The sequence below is a fragment of the Pedobacter sp. Leaf216 genome (assembly GCF_001421515.1).
Lineage (GTDB): Bacteria > Bacteroidota > Bacteroidia > Sphingobacteriales > Sphingobacteriaceae > Pedobacter.
The window spans coordinates 1-15,746 of record NZ_LMKM01000010.1; the positions used below are offsets into that span (position 1 = coordinate 1).

Sequence of the window (15,746 nt, forward strand, 5' to 3'; positions counted from 1 at the left end):
TTTGGTACCTGCTCCTGTAAGCCGATACCGAGGGGCCTACCCTCATCAATCAGACAGCACTGATTTGCTCGCGCAAATCATTCATGTCGCTCAATAACCCGGACTTTGTTTCAGTACTCCTTTACTTCTATCAATCTGATCTTGTGGTAAAGGGAAATAATCATCTCTGCTTTCGATTGTAATTCCTTTTAGGTAATTAAAGTATCCACCTTCAAAAGAAAAATAACTCTCAAGCGTTTGTTTAGCGATGCCCCAGCGTACAAGATCGAAAAAGCGGTGGCCTTCCAATGCCAATTCCAACCGGCGTTCAAAACGCACTGCATTTCGGGCATAGGTATCATTCGGAAATGATAAGTACTCACTAACTTTATACGCGGCAGCTGGTGCACCATTTATAGTTTTAGGTGTTATTTTTGCTGCACGCGCCCTCACAATGTTTACCAAAATTAAAGCCCTTGCCAAATCGCCTTTTTCTACTGCGCATTCTGCAGCCATTAAATAAACATCACCTAACCTTATCAGATTTACATTTAACCCGGTTACGTTTGTATTACCAGGGGCTGTTCCGCTCGAAATTTGCGCAACATCAATGGTGTTTTTAACGGCAAGGAAAGGGCCGCCGTTACTTGCATCACGAATCCAGGTATCACCAGGCATTAAACCCCAATCGCGGTATGGCACCCCACGTCTGCCAATTGTCGATTCAATTCGTGGATCAAGAGGCAAAGTTTGGTCAACAGTGTAACTGGTTTTGTCTGCAACGCTTAAGCCATAATCAGATTTATACGGGTTAGTGCGGTAACTACCATCCAATAACGGTAAACCAGTAGTACTTACCTTAAATGAGTTGGCCAAATCAATGGTTGGTTGGAAAAAGCCACAACAGTTAACCGGTGCATTACCATATGGAAAGTTAAGCATATCACCAACATTTCCATTGTCTCCGCCGGTACCATCTGTTCCAACCGAATGCTGAACAGACATAATCGTTTCAGGGCCATCTTCTTTGGTAATGTCGAAGTTATCGGTATAAGGCATATCAACTAAGCTTGGTTTTGCCAATATCACCGCATTCAAAAGGTCATAAGCCTCGGTATATTTCTTTTGGTATAAAAATACCTTTCCCAAATATGCCTGGGCAGCATATTTATCTACACGGCCTTTCTGGTTTTTGGGTTTGGTTGTACTCAGGTTGGCAACAGCAAACTGAAGATCATCTACAATATTTGGATAGATGTCTTTATCATTTGCAACAAAAGTACCACTTGTAGTTTCGGTAATGTAAGGCACAACTTTAAATATCCGTACCAAGAAGAAATAGTAATGTGCCCGAAGTAATCTTGTTTCGCCCTGGATTTCTTTTGCACGGGCATCGCTAAATTTTGCAGTTCCTTGGCCGGCCTGTAAATTGGCTAAAATTTTAAGGGTATTGTTACACCGTTGAATGCCTTCAAAACACCTGTCCCAAATATTCGATAAATTATCATTGGTACTGGTTGGTGCATGTTGTTCTATCGCATTCATTGGTGGCTGATCGCCTATTTCACTTCCTTTATGTGCATTATCCGAAGCAACCTCCCCAAACAACCATTGGCTTGGTGCTGCGCCATAATTGCCATATGTTCCATTTACGTTGCCATTTAGCAAGCCATAAGCCCCTACCAATAAACCTTCAACACCATCTTGTGTGGTAAGCTGATCTTCTGTTAATTCACCCTGTGGCTGAAGCGTTAAAAACTCCTTTTTGCAGGAAAAGGTACTGCAAATTAATAGGGAGAGCAGAATATATTTTATATGTTTCATTTTGATATATTTTTAATTAAAATCCAACATTAATACCGATTAAAAACTGACGTGGTGAAGGATACACCCCTTTATCAACCCCTAGTGCAGAAAAAGTATCTGCCGGAGGACCTGAACTGCCAACTGAAGAAGCAGCATCCCTGGTTTGACTTACCTCTGGATCCAGACCTGTGTATTTGGTAATGGTGAAAAGATTGGTTGCACTTACGTATACCCTTAACCTGTTGATACCCGCTTTTTCGCCAAAGGCTTTAGCTACCGGAATTGAATATCCAATTTGCAAATTCTTTAATCGTAAAAAACTACCATCCTGAACATAGTAACTAGAAGAAGCCAGTTCAACATCTGATGCACCTACATAAGCTGATGGGATAAGGCTCGATGGATTTGATGGGCTCCATGCATTTAACAACCTGGTGCTTTTTGCACCTGCAAACGATGGGAAATCGGTAAAATAACGCGTAGCCTCAAATAACTCATTGCCTTGTACACCATATACAAAAGCAGAAATATCGAAGTTTTTATAAGAAGCATTTAAGTTTACACCGTAGGTAAAATCAGGGTTTGGGTTACCAATAATGGTTCGGTCTTTAGGATCGATTATACCATCGCCATTAATATCCTCGTAACGCAAACCACCAACCCTTGCACCCGCATACGATGGGTTGTTGTTTTTATCTGCAGTACTCTGATAAATTCCGGCAGTTCTGTAACCAAAGAAAGATCCGAAAGCTTCTCCCTCTTGTAATACACTGGTTTGTAAGCTTCGGTAATTACCATAAATCTGATTAAAAATACCAGGTGCCAACCTTACGATTTTATTGTCGTTTTTAGAAAGGTTTAAACCGATATCAAATTTAAAAGGATGCTCTGCTGTTCTTCCATAATGATAGGCTATGTTAAATTCGACGCCTTTATTGCTCATATCGCCAATGTTTACATAAGGCGAACTTCCTAAACCTACTACGCTGGAGGGTAGAGGCAGATTATAAAGCATATCGGATGTTTTTTTGCTGTACCAATCTAATGATCCATCAACAGCACCTCCTAAGAAAGTAAAATCAAGACCAATATTTAGTGCTTTTAACGATTCCCATTTTACATCAGCATTTTGATAGGCATTTTGCCAAACACCAGTAGTAAGGCCGTTAACCCCGCCAACAGCATAAGCCGAGTTAACAATAGAACTTTGGTACCTGTTGATGTACTGGTATGGAGGAATCCGTTGGTTACCCGTTTGGCCATATCCAACGCGTAATTTTAAATCACTTATCCATTTAACATCCTTCATAAATTCTTCTTCAGATAACCTCCAGGCTGCACTTGCTGCCGGATAATAACCGTATTTGTTTGCAGGCCCGAAGTTGGAAGAACCATCGCGGCGAATGGTAACGCTCGCTAAATAACGGTCGTGATAAGAATAATCTGCCTTTGCAAACAATGAAAAGAGTGATCCTATTGATCCATAACTCGAATTGCTGATGTTAGACGAGCCTGTATTGAGGTAATAATAATCCTGACTGCCTAAAATGAAATACCCATTTCTACCGGCATTGAGTTGCCTTGTTCTCGATCGGATGGCCTCCGTACCAACCAATACATTTAACCTGTGTTTTTCATTAAAAACTTTACTGTAATTTAAAGTGTTCGTCCAGGTCCATTCTGTGTTATATCCCTGGTATTCATTGAGGCTATTTGAGTTATTACCTTCAGAAAATTCAAGATTCGGGTAACGCATCGATAAACCGTTAAAGTTCTCATAGCGGATACCAAAATTTGTTTTTAAAACTAAGCCGGGAATGATATCGCCTTCAGCATAAACGTTACCAAAAAAGAAATTACTTTTATTCTTATTGTCTTTCGCGCGATAAAGAAAAGCAACAGGATTTTCTGCATTTCCTAACTGACTGCCGCGGCTCCCTGCAAAATTGCCTGCAATATCGTAAACAGGAATAATGGTAGGAATCCGGTATGCCCAACCCAATGCACTCCCCTGATCCTGGTAATCGCCAGAAACATTGGGATTTACTCCTAAACCAAAACCCTCAGAATAACTGTACTGAGCATTTTCGCCAAAACGAACCCTCTTATTAAATGCCGAGATATTGGTGTTCGATCTGAAATTATACCGTTTAAACCCGGTATTTTTAATTGTTCCTTTTTGATCAAGATAACCTCCTGAAAAGGTATATGTGGCATTTTCACCCCCTCCTGTAGCACTGATTTGATAATTTTGAACAGGTGCAACCTCAGTAATTTCATCAAACCAGTTGGTACCGGCCTTATTTGCTTTTGTAATTTGATAAAAAAGATCAGGATCGCGGTTATAATTGTATTTAGAAGGATCAGCATCGGCTGCAGTAACATCCTGGCCGAGTTTTAAACCAGCTACCAAATAATCTGGCAATACAGGTACAGAACCTGATCCATAATTTTTTCCTGCGGCAACAGGTAATCCTGCATTGGTATAACCATCAAATATATACTGAGCATATTGTTGAGGGTTCATCATCTCCGGAAAACTGTTTTTCCTTGGCACCTGGGTACCATAATAAGAATCGAGGGTAATTCTTGGAGCCCCTACCACACCCTTTTTAGTGGTAATGATAACAACACCATTATTTGCCCTTGAACCATAAATAGAAGCCGATGAAGCATCTTTCAATACCTGAAGGCTTTCGATATCATTTTGGTTAAGCCATGATAATTTACCTTCAAAAGGCACGCCATCAATAACATATAGCGGTTCGTTATTATTAATAGTACTAATACCCCTAATTCTGATCTGTGGTGTAGATCCTGGTGCACCATCATTAATAATTTGTACACCAGTAGCTTTACCCTGTAAGGCTTCTACTGCACTTGCCGCGGGTTGAGCTTTTAACAAGTCCATGTTTACCACCGCAACTGCACCGGTTAAATCTTTTTTGCGCTGCGAAGAATAACCCGTTACAATAACTTCTGTTAGGTTGTTATTATCGGCTTGTAGTACTACGGTGATATTGGTTTGTTTACCAACAGCAACTTCTTTGCTGCCATAACCAACAAAGGAAATTACCAAAACATCAGTAGGTTTTGCAGTTAACGAGAAAGCTCCGTTTTCATCTGATGTGGTGCCTCCGGTTGCATTTTTAATTTTAATTGAAGCACCAATCACAGGTAGTTTATCATCACTGCCGATAATTTTACCCGTAATTTTTGATTGGGCCGTTGCGCCAAGGGCAAATAACATCCCCAAACACAAGAGAAGAAAACTCCTCTTGATAAAAGATAGATTTTGTTTCATAGTTTATAAGTGATTAGGTGAATAAGCTTACTCATACAGCTGACCTGCTTAAAGATTTAATCTTTAAAACAGCATCAGTTCATTGTCGTAGTTTTTACGGCAACAGATCGGGTATTTTGGGTTGTAAGGGTATTGAATTGCCGAAAATTAGGCGCGTATCCAAAAAGGAAAGATTTCTCCTGATAATGGGTAGTTTTGTTCTCATAAGGATTTTGGTTAGTTAGGGATATTTGGTTTTTATTGATTAATTACATATTGGTATTTTTTAGTCAACAATTTGCTAGTGTACAAAATACACTTCAATTAAAATAAATATACATATAATTAATAATTATACTACAAAAAATAATTTAGCAAAAAGATTAATTGATTCTTATTTATATTTAATGCTTTGCATGGCATATAAAGGGAGATCTTAACAATAATCCAGCGCAACATTTATCATTAAGCGGATTTTGAAACATTTTATGTATATTTGCCCCCGAAGCAGGAATAAGGGCTTGTCGTTCTCAATGGCATATTCTCTCCGCAAGTTAGTCCTTCAATAAATGATCGTTCTAGCTTCTTCGATAAATATTACATAAAAACATACATGTTATTCAAAGAATTAAACCTCATTGAGCCAATTTTAAAGGCCCTTGAGACCGAAGGTTATACTCAACCTACACCAATACAGGAGCAATCCATCCCAACAATATTACAAGGCAAAGATTTATTAGGCTGCGCACAAACCGGAACCGGAAAAACGGCCGCTTTTGCTATCCCAATGTTGCAGTTATTGCACGAAAAACACGTTAATACCAAAGCTACAAAAAACATTAAAGCTTTAATTTTAACACCAACCCGCGAACTTGCCATCCAGATTGAAGAAAGCTTTAAAGCTTACGGCCGTAACTTAAACTTACGCCATCTGGTAATTTTTGGCGGCGTAAATCAACACTCACAAGTAGAATCGCTTAAAAAAGGGATTGATATTTTAGTGGCTACACCAGGCCGTTTACTGGATTTAATGAACCAGGGTTTTATCAATTTAAATACCATTGAGCTATTTGTGTTAGATGAAGCTGACCGTATGTTAGATATGGGCTTTATTCACGATGTGAAAAGAGTTGTGGCTAAATTGCCTGCAAAACGCCAGACTTTATTTTTCTCTGCAACAATGCCAGATGAGATTCAGAAGTTGGCAAATACCATCTTATCCAACCCAACCAAAGTAGAAGTTACCCCTATTTCTTCTACCGCAGAAACAATTGTACAATCGGTTTATTTTGTTGATAAGCCAGATAAAAAGAAATTACTCATCCATCTGCTAGAAGATAAAGATATTCAAACAGCACTGGTTTTTACCCGTACCAAACATGGTGCAGACCGGATAGTAAAAGATTTAGCCCATGCCGGCATTAAAGCAGCAGCAATTCATGGAAATAAATCTCAAAACGCCAGACAAAGGGCATTAACTGATTTTAAAGATAGAAAAATCCGTGTGTTGGTGGCTACTGATATTGCTGCGCGTGGTATAGATATCGATCAGTTATCGCACGTTTTCAATTTTGAATTGCCGAACATCCCTGAATCTTATGTACATAGAATTGGCCGTACCGGACGTGCGGGTGCTAACGGAATTGCAATATCATTCTGCGATGCCGAAGAAAATGAGTACTTATTGGATATTCAGAAACTGATTAAAATTACCCTACCTGTTGTTGATGATCATCCTTACCCGTTAAGCTGGGAAAGCATGTTGGCTAAAAACCAGGTGAAACGCAAACCACAAGCACAATCAAAAGGTGGCGGTGGTGCTAAAAAAAGTGGCGATGGCAATATGAGTGGCAAACCACGCAACGCCAGCAACAATAGAAGATTTGGTGGAAACAGAAAAAGAGGTGAAAGATAGAAGCTCAAAGACCAAAGCAGAAAGACTAAAGTTTTAATGCTCATCTTATAAAAACCCGAGTTGTAATACAGCTCGGGTTTTGTTTTTCACCCCCATAAATGATTCGAAAGCAATGACGAGAAATAAGAAAACCCGAATTAATCTCTTAACCGGGTTTTCTCTTTATCAACTGTTTAGGAAAGCTTTCCGCTTTAGTCTTTAAGCTTAAAACTCCTTAAACAACTACATTAATAATCTTTCCTTTAACGAAAATGATCTTTTTGGTGGGTTTTCCGTCCAAAAACTTCTGGAATTGCTCATCAGCTAATAAAATACTTTCTACTTCTGGCTGAGCCAAAGTTAAGCTCAAATTCAGGTTCATTTTCATTTTACCATTAAGAGAAACCGGATAAGCAAATTCATCTTCTACCAGGTATTCTGGCTTAAAGGTAGGGAATGCAGTGTATGACAATGTTCCAGCCTCATTACCCAATAATACCCATAATTCTTCACAGATGTGTGGCGCATAAGGGGAAAGAATTACTACCAAATCTTTCAAAACCTGACGGTTTTTACATTTCAGATCTGTTAGTTCATTTACCGCAATCATAAAGCTTGATACCGATGTATTAAATGAAAAACGCTCAATATCATCCTGTACTTTTTTAATAATTTTATGAAGTGATTTTAATTCTGCTTTTGTAGGTTCATTGTCGTTTACATGGAATGCCCACTCTTCATTGTGGAACAAACGCCAAAACTTACGCAAGAACTTAAATACACCTTCAATACCATTGGTATTCCATGGTTTGCTCTGCTCCAAAGGCCCCAAAAACATTTCGTACATCCGTAATGTATCCGCACCATAACGCTCAATCAAATCATCGGGATTAACCACATTGAATTTTGATTTCGACATTTTTTCAACTTCCACACCGCAGATGTATTTTCCACCTTCGAGTATAAATTCTGCATTTGCATATTCTTCTCTCCAGGCTTTAAACTTAGTAATATCTAAAGTATCGTTTTCAACAATGTTCACATCAACATGCAATGCCGAAGTTTTATATTCTTTTCTTAAACCAGCAGAAACATATGTATTGGTAGGTTTTCCGTTTTCATCATTAATGCGATAAACAAAATTACTTCTACCCTGGATCATCCCCTGGTTAATCAGTTTTTTGAAAGGTTCTTCTTCTTTGGTATAACCTAAATCTTTTAAAAATTTATTCCAGAAACGACTGTACAATAAATGGCCTGTAGCGTGCTCAGAACCACCGATGTATAAATCAACATCTTTCCAATATTCAACAGCTTCTTTTGAGGCAAACTCATTGTTGTTATTGGCATCCATATAACGGTACCAGTACCAACTGCTTCCTGCCCAACCTGGCATGGTGCTTAATTCGTAATGCCCACCATCTTGAGGTAACCAGTTTTCGGCCCTGGCCAAAGGTGGCTCCCCGGTTTCAGTTGGTAAGTATTTATCAATTTCTGGCAACAACAATGGCAACTCTTCTTCTTTTACCAAATAAGGTAAGCCATCTTTAAAATAAACTGGAATTGGCTCACCCCAATAACGCTGACGACCAAAAATTGCATCACGCTGGCGGAAATTCACCTTTGCTTTACCTACTTTTTCTATTTCTAACCAATTATTTAAAAAGGAAACAGCTTCTTTATATTCCAATCCGTTAATAAAACCAGAATTGATGTATTTCCCTTCTTTTGTTGGATCAGCCTGTGTATCAATATCTTTCTGACCGTCCAAAATCTGTATAATTGGCAGATTGAAGTGCTTCGCAAATAACCAGTCGCGCTGATCGCCACTTGGCACACCCATTACAGCACCTGTTCCATATCCAGCCAAAACATAATCAGCAATCCACAGTTGAACGCGGTCGCCACTTACCGGATTAATTACATAAGTACCTGTAAAAGCACCTGATACTGTTTTGGTATCGGCCATACGGTCTAACTCCGATTTCTTTTTAGTTAAGGCAATATAGTCGGCAACTTCCTGTTTTTGCTCAGGTGTGGTTAATTCTGCCACCCACTCATGCTCTGGTGCCAAAACAAGATAAGAAACACCAAAAATCGTATCAACTCTCGTTGTAAAAACCTCTATATATTTTGCAGTTTTCGGTTTAGCATTTTCAGTATCTTCAACTGCAAACTGTGAATTGTCGACAGCAAACTTTACCGATGCCCCAACGCTTTTACCAATCCAGTTGCGTTGCATTTCTTTAATCGGCTCCGGCCAATCAATGGTATCTAAGCCTTGCAACAAACGGTCGGAATATGCGGTGATGCGCATGCTCCATTGCATCATTTTCTTTTGTTCAACAGGAAAACCCCCACGTTCAGAAAAACCATCTTTCACTTCATCATTAGCTAAAACAGTTCCTAAAGCAGGGCACCAGTTTACGGTACTTTCGCGAAGGTATGTTAACCGGTACTTTAACAGTTCTATCTGTTTTTCTTCATCAGTAAAGGTAGCCCAGTCGCTCGGAAGAAATTCTTTGGTATCTTCATCACAAACGGCCTTAACATCTGCAGTACCAGAAGCATTAAATTTTTCAATCAATGTGGTAATATCCTCTGCCCTATCGTTTTCGATATTATACCAGGAGTTAAACAACTGCATAAAAATCCACTGCGTCCATTTGTAATAAGATGGCTCACTTGTGCGTACTTCCCTGCTCCAATCGAAAGAAAAACCAATTTGATCTAACTGGCGGCGGTAGGTTGCAATGTTTGCTTCAGTGGTAATTGCCGGATGCTGACCGGTTTGTATGGCGTATTGCTCTGCTGGTAAGCCGAATGAATCGTATCCCATTGGGTGCAATACATTAAAGCCCTTAAGGCGTTTGTATCGAGAAAAAATATCAGATGCAATGTAACCCAGTGGGTGACCAACGTGTAAACCTGCTCCTGATGGATATGGGAACATATCTAACACATAATATTTTGGTTTATCAGAATTACTTTCGGCCTTAAATGTTTGATGATCTGCCCAGAATTTCTGCCACTTTTGTTCTATTTCTTTGAATTGATAATCCATTGCACGTTTTAAATTTTTAAAGGTGCAAAAATACGGAAATTAAGGGGCTTTAAAAAGGAGATTCATTATAATATTTTGCCGACAGAAATGCAGAATCAGAAGATGTTAGGATTGAAATGCGGTGTTTTAACAATGGAACAAAATCAGGTTAACATTTATTAATTATTTATTATCTTCGTATATAAAAATGAGTGTTATGACACATCTTACTATCGAAAATAAGAAATACGTACTCATTCCTGAAGAAAATTATCAAGAGTTGCAAAAAAATGCAGCTTTGAAACATCATCCTGAAAAAACATTTTCTATTAATGAGGCAAGAGCCCATAGTAAAAATTTAATCAGGAAATGGTCAGCAGAAAAATAGTAATTAAGCAAACCGTTGCAGAAAGTATTGCGGAGGTTTCGTGGTATTTAGAATCTGAAGGTTTACCTGCTACCGCAGAAAAATTTGCAGATGACGTTTATGATTTTATTGAAAGATTAGGAGACAACAGGAAGAGATATAAAACTTGTAGAGAGCCGCAAAGAACACTGATGGGCTATAAGTGCATATCTTACAAAAAAAAATACACTATTGTTTTTATCGAATTAGATGCTGAAATCATAATATGTGAATTTATTCCATCAAAAATGATTCACTGGTAATCTCTTTTTGCTCCGTTTTCAGTTTATGCTTTATTAGAAGGATTGAGGAGAATGTATTTTTTTGCGTCAGTACGGAGAGAACAAACAAAAAAAATGCGCCATTGATATTAAAAACCAATGGCGCAAGCAAATAATCGGGGGATTAAGTTCTTATCTTGATAAAGAGTATACTTTAGTAACATTTGTTTTATCAATTTTGGCAGTAAATTCCAATTTATTGGCATTGATACTATTGATTTTACAATAATTCAATCCATCATTGATGCTCATGCTAAACTGATCAGAATAAATGATCACATATTCACCAATTGTCCTGTTTCCTGATAAACTGATCTCCACTTGGTCATCATTATTTGATTTGAAGTCGATGTAATCAGTTGTTTTACCATAAGTAACCGCTCCATTAAGTTTATCATCAGTATAACCTGTAGTTACAATCTTATTTAAGGTCCACCGGCCCAACATTTGTGCTTTTAACGAAGTATCATCTTTCTTGCAAGAAATAATTGATGACGCGACTAATAGTAAGAGGCTAAGGATAGTAATTTGTCTTTTCATAGTTAAATTTAGTTTTAAGATATCCATAATTAACGGCGTTTTAACAAATTTCGTACCGTGATTTTAGAAAAAGTGAATTTCATTAACGAATTAATGCTCAAACTAAAAGCTTTACTGATTCGTTTATATTCATTTAACAATCATTAATTGGTGTTTATCAGGTATAATTTATATTTTCGCAGAAACAAAAATGAAATACATGGAAGAATTCGAAGTAAGTGATGCATCTAAAAAAACCAAAACCGTTTATATATCTACTATAATTAGTATTGCGTTGGTTTTATTGATGCTGGGGCTGCTTGGGTTGGTACTTGTACATGCCAAAAACCTGTCTAACTACGTTAAAGAAAACATTGTTTTAAACATTATTGTTGATGAAGGTGCAAAAGAAGCCGATGTTCTTGCTTTTCAGAAAGAGCTGAATACGAACCCTGCGGTAAAGCAAACACAATATGTAAATAAGGAGCTTGCTGCCAGAAATTTAACCCAGGATTTAGGCGAAGATTTTGTTAACTTTTTAGGTTACAACCCGCTAACCTCTACTTTCGATGTGTATTTAAAAGCAGAATATGCCAACAATAAGAGCATTGATGCATTAAAAGCAAGTATTTCTAAAAATCCGGTAGTTAAAGAAGTGGTTTACCAAAGTTCTTTAATTGATATGGTTAATAAGAATATCAATACCATTGGTTTAATTATTTTAGCCTTTGCTGCATTACTTCTTATAATTTCTATTGCACTGATTAACAACACCATAAGACTTGCAATTTACTCGCAACGCTTTTTAATTAAAAGTATGCAGCTGGTTGGTGCAACTAAAAATTTTATCCGACGTCCTTTCTTACTGTATGCTGCTTTACATGGTTTAATTGCTGCGTTTATTGCCATCATCATTTTATTGGCTACGCTAATTTATGCCCGTAAAGAAGTGCCGGAGATAATTATTTTAAATAACTACCAGGAGTTTGGCTTTGTGTTTATAGGCCTTTTAATTGTTGGTATTTTTATAACAGGCATTAGTACATGGTTTGCAGTAAGCAGATATTTACGTTTAAAATCTTATCATCTTTATAGATAATGGCAGAAAAAAAAACAAGTCCGATTGTTAAGGACGTTAAAAATGAATTGGTTTTTACCAAAAAAAATTATCAGTTATTATTGATCAGCATTGCAATTGTGGCTGTTGGTTTTATCCTGATGATGGGTACAACTGGCGATATCTACGATTTTAGAAGAACTTTATTGGCTCCTGTAGTGGTGCTGGCGGGTTTTGCTTTCGGTATTTATGCAATTTTAAAAAAATAATTGCTTGTAATAACTAGCGTGTTTTTTAACTTTCTATTATGACTACAACAAGTTTGCAAATCGAAATAAATTCACTTCCCCTAAACCTTGGGCAGGAAGTTGCAGATTTTGTAGAATTTTTGAAAACCAAGCATCCAAATAAGCCAAATTTAAAATCACGCGAGTTCGGATATGCAAAAGGTAAAATCAAACTATCTGATGATTTTGATGAACCGCTGGAAATGTTTGCTGATTACATTTAATGGCATATTTACTAGATACCCATGCTTTTTTGTGGTTTGTAGCCAAAGATGATCAGTTGCTTGCTTCTATCAAAAAAACACTATCTAATGTTAGCGAATCCTGTTTCTTGAGTATCGCCTCACTTTGGGAAATCGCGATAAAAAAACAAATTGGAAAGCTCTATTTACAAATAAACTTTGATGAACTTTTCCGATTTGCTGAACGAAATCAGATCGAAATAATCGCTATTAACGAAACGCACCTTACAACCTTATTAAAACAGGAGTTTTTCATCAATGATCCTTTTGATTGTATAAATGTTTCGCAAGCCATTTCTGAAGATTTAACTTTAATCTCAAGAGATAAAAAATTAAATAACTATAACGTAAAATTACAATGGGATTAACCCATTAACTAAACAATATGAACTCTTTCGAAGCCATTGTCCTTGCCATTGTTGAAGGATTAACCGAATTTTTACCTGTATCGAGCACCGGGCATATGATTATTGCCTCATCTTTTATGGGCATTGCATCAGAACCTTTTGTAAAACTTTTTACCATAGTAATTCAACTCGGGGCCATACTTTCGGTGGTGGTACTTTACTTTAAAAGATTTTTTAAATCGATAAACTTCTATATCAAATTATTGGTTGCATTTATCCCGGCAGCAGTATTTGGTTTACTTTTAAGCAAAAAAATCGACGAATTGCTGGAGAGTCCCATGGCTGTTGGTATTTCCCTCTTAGTTGGTGGCATTATTTTATTGTTTGTTGATAAATGGTTTAATAAGCCAACCATCAATGAAGAAGAAAATATAAGTTATTTAACTGCATTAAAAATTGGCTTTTTTCAATGTATTGCCATGTTACCTGGTGTATCACGTTCAGGAGCGACCATTGTTGGCGGTATGAGTCAGAAATTAAGCAGAAAAGTTGCTGCAGAGTTTTCATTCTTCCTTGCCGTACCCACCATGTTTGCAGCAACAGCCAAAAAACTTTACGATTTTTACAAAGAAGGACATACCATAACCCAAGATCAAACCAACCTCTTAATTATTGGTAACGTTGTTGCGTTTGTTGTGGCACTATTGGCCATTAAAAGTTTTATCGGTTACCTGAATAAAAATGGCTTTAAAGTATTTGGATGGTACAGAATTGCAGCAGGCTTAATTATTATCATCTTATTATTGAGCGGCCACAACTTACAAATTATATAGATATAGAAACAACTTAACCACGATAAAAAAGGATAGAAACAGAGAATAAGCATCTGTGTCTATCTGTATACATCTGTGGTAAAAAAACTTAAGCAAACCACATCGAATCTGTATCTTTGCGCAAAAAAGATTTGTGAGTACCGAAAATTCAAAATTTAAAGATTTCAATTTTGCTGAAGGCGAATTGCTTTTAATCAACAAACCATACAAATGGACTTCATTTGATGTGGTAGGCAAAATCCGTAATTCTTTAAAACCATTAAAACTGAAGGTTGGCCATGCCGGCACTTTAGATCCCCTTGCCACAGGCTTATTAATCATTTGCACTGGCAAGTTAACCAAGCAAATAGACACTTTTCAAGCTGAAGAAAAAGAATATACAGGCACCATGATTTTAGGTGCTACAACCCCATCATTCGATATGGAAACTGAGGTTGATCAAACTTTTGACATCAGCAACATTACCGAAACGGAAATTTATGCAGCTTGCAAACCTTTTATTGGCGATATTGAACAATATCCGCCGGCACACTCTGCAGTTAAAGTAAACGGTGAGCGTTTATATGTAAAAGCACGCCTAGGTGAAGAGGTAGAATTACGTAAACGTTTTGTTAGTGTTCCGGAATTTGTGATCACCCGGATCGAGCTGCCGGAAATTGATTTCAGAATTGTTTGCAGTAAAGGCACATACATCCGTTCATTAGTGTCTGATTTCGGCAAACAATTAAACAGTGGCGCGTACCTTTCCGAACTTACGCGCACCCGAAGCGGAAACTTTTTACTTAATGATGCGTTTGAGGTATTAGAACTTGTTAATTATATTCGTAGCAAGAAAGAAGAAGTTAAAACTGAAGCTCAACCATGAACCACATTAAAAACAGAAAAACCAGGTTTATCAAAGAAATTCTGTTAATTATTGCAGGTGTAACTTCGGCATGCTTCGGTTTAAAAAGTTTTTTAATGCCAAGCCACTTTATTGATGGTGGTGTAACCGGTATCTCACTGCTATTAAGCACCTTAACCGGCTGGAATTTATCGTATCTTATTGCCATTATTAATATTCCGTTCGTAATTTTGGGTTACAGGCAAATTGGTAAAGGTTTTGCAATTAAAACGGCTATTGCCATCGCTACACTTTCCATAGCCCTAATTATACTGCCTTTTCAGCCCATTACACACGATAAATTGCTCATCGCATTTTTTGGAGGCCTGTTTTTAGGTGGTGGTATTGGTTTAGCCATGCGCGGCGGCTGCGTAATTGACGGTACTGAGGTTTTGGCACTTTACATCAGTAAAAACAGTATTTTAACTGTCGGAAATATCATTCTAATTTTAAATATCATCATTTTTGCCTTCGCAGCCTATTTTTTAAACATCGAAACTGCACTTTATGCTATATTAACGTATTTGTCAGCTTCGAGCACCATCGATTTTATCGTTAACGGAATAGAACAATATACTGGTGTAACGATCATTTCAGAACATCAGGAAGACATTAAAAATTTTATCATCAACGAAATGAGGCGAGGTGTTACCATTTACAAGGGCGAAGGCGGTTACGGAGAAAAGAAAGATATCGATATTATTTTCACTGTAGTAACCAAGCTGGAAATGAGCAAATTACAAACTGCTATCCGGCAGATTGATTCGGATGCTTTTGTGATTCAACAACAAATTGCCGATTTAAAAGGCGGGGTGGTAAAACGCCATGCCTTACATTAATAAACAACAGAAATTTGGGTATGCACTTAAGCTATTCCAAGGTTCGG

The 15,746-nt window shown here is 37.5% G+C and carries 14 protein-coding genes; 10 read left to right on the forward strand and 4 right to left on the reverse strand.

Features of this window, described 5'->3' with window-relative positions; genetic code table 11:
* Positions 1-90: 90 nt before the first annotated feature.
* Both ASE74_RS08845 and ASE74_RS08850 read right to left on the reverse strand, forming a co-directional pair.
* Positions 91-1,803, reverse strand: a complete 1,713-nt coding sequence (locus ASE74_RS08845; protein WP_157255384.1) for a RagB/SusD family nutrient uptake outer membrane protein — start codon at positions 1,801-1,803, stop codon at positions 91-93.
* Between the two features lie 16 nt (positions 1,804-1,819).
* Positions 1,820-5,089 (reverse strand): TonB-dependent receptor, encoded by a 3,270-nt coding sequence (locus ASE74_RS08850; RefSeq protein ID WP_082458711.1) that lies wholly within the window; start codon positions 5,087-5,089, stop codon positions 1,820-1,822.
* 592 nt (positions 5,090-5,681) lie between these two features.
* Here ASE74_RS08850 and ASE74_RS08855 point away from each other — a divergent pair.
* Positions 5,682-6,983, forward strand: a complete 1,302-nt coding sequence (locus ASE74_RS08855) for a DEAD/DEAH box helicase (protein WP_055907362.1) — start codon at positions 5,682-5,684, stop codon at positions 6,981-6,983.
* Between the two features lie 214 nt (positions 6,984-7,197).
* Here ASE74_RS08855 and leuS read toward each other — a convergent pair whose 3' ends face one another.
* Positions 7,198-10,026, reverse strand: a complete 2,829-nt coding sequence (gene leuS / locus ASE74_RS08860; RefSeq protein ID WP_055907365.1) for a leucine--tRNA ligase — start codon at positions 10,024-10,026, stop codon at positions 7,198-7,200.
* Between the two features lie 196 nt (positions 10,027-10,222).
* Between leuS and ASE74_RS08865 the strand changes: the two genes are divergently transcribed.
* Together ASE74_RS08865 and ASE74_RS08870 are read left to right on the forward strand one after the other, a co-directional pair.
* Positions 10,223-10,393: a hypothetical protein gene (locus ASE74_RS08865; RefSeq protein ID WP_157255385.1), complete on the forward strand. Its 171-nt coding sequence runs from the start codon at positions 10,223-10,225 to the stop codon at positions 10,391-10,393.
* Positions 10,375-10,674 (forward strand): type II toxin-antitoxin system RelE/ParE family toxin, encoded by a 300-nt coding sequence (locus tag ASE74_RS08870; RefSeq protein ID WP_055907371.1) that lies wholly within the window; start codon positions 10,375-10,377, stop codon positions 10,672-10,674. Before ASE74_RS08865 ends, ASE74_RS08870 begins: the two co-directional genes overlap by 19 nt.
* A gap of 150 nt (positions 10,675-10,824) precedes the next feature.
* Here the strand turns inward: ASE74_RS08870 and ASE74_RS08875 are convergent, their stop codons facing one another.
* Complete coding sequence (locus ASE74_RS08875; RefSeq protein ID WP_157255386.1) at positions 10,825-11,232, reverse strand: hypothetical protein; 408 nt, start codon at positions 11,230-11,232, stop codon at positions 10,825-10,827.
* Between the two features lie 199 nt (positions 11,233-11,431).
* On the opposite strand from ASE74_RS08875, the gene ASE74_RS08880 reads away from it, so the two are divergent.
* From ASE74_RS08880 to ASE74_RS08910, 7 genes are all read left to right on the forward strand, one after another.
* A complete protein-coding gene (locus ASE74_RS08880; RefSeq protein ID WP_055907594.1) occupies positions 11,432-12,310 on the forward strand; it encodes an ABC transporter permease in 879 nt (292 codons plus the stop codon).
* On the forward strand, positions 12,310-12,537 hold the full coding sequence (locus tag ASE74_RS08885) for a DUF3098 domain-containing protein (RefSeq protein ID WP_055907377.1): 228 nt from the start codon (positions 12,310-12,312) through the stop codon (positions 12,535-12,537). The genes ASE74_RS08880 and ASE74_RS08885 overlap by 1 nt, the downstream gene beginning before the upstream one ends.
* Positions 12,538-12,575: 38 nt before the next feature.
* Positions 12,576-12,779, forward strand: a complete 204-nt coding sequence (locus tag ASE74_RS08890; RefSeq protein ID WP_055907380.1) for a DUF2281 domain-containing protein — start codon at positions 12,576-12,578, stop codon at positions 12,777-12,779.
* On the forward strand, positions 12,779-13,165 hold the full coding sequence (locus ASE74_RS08895; protein ID WP_055907382.1) for a type II toxin-antitoxin system VapC family toxin: 387 nt from the start codon (positions 12,779-12,781) through the stop codon (positions 13,163-13,165). Before ASE74_RS08890 ends, ASE74_RS08895 begins: the two co-directional genes overlap by 1 nt.
* 17 nt (positions 13,166-13,182) lie before the next feature.
* Positions 13,183-13,977 carry an undecaprenyl-diphosphate phosphatase gene (locus ASE74_RS08900; RefSeq protein WP_055907385.1) on the forward strand — a complete coding sequence of 265 codons (795 nt, stop codon included), beginning with the start codon at positions 13,183-13,185 and terminating at the stop codon, positions 13,975-13,977.
* Between the two features lie 133 nt (positions 13,978-14,110).
* Positions 14,111-14,842: a tRNA pseudouridine(55) synthase TruB gene (gene truB, locus ASE74_RS08905; protein ID WP_055907388.1), complete on the forward strand. Its 732-nt coding sequence runs from the start codon at positions 14,111-14,113 to the stop codon at positions 14,840-14,842.
* Positions 14,839-15,699, forward strand: coding sequence for a YitT family protein (locus ASE74_RS08910; RefSeq protein ID WP_055907391.1), 861 nt, complete (start codon positions 14,839-14,841; stop codon positions 15,697-15,699). The genes truB and ASE74_RS08910 overlap by 4 nt, the downstream gene beginning before the upstream one ends.
* Positions 15,700-15,746 lie beyond the last annotated feature (47 nt).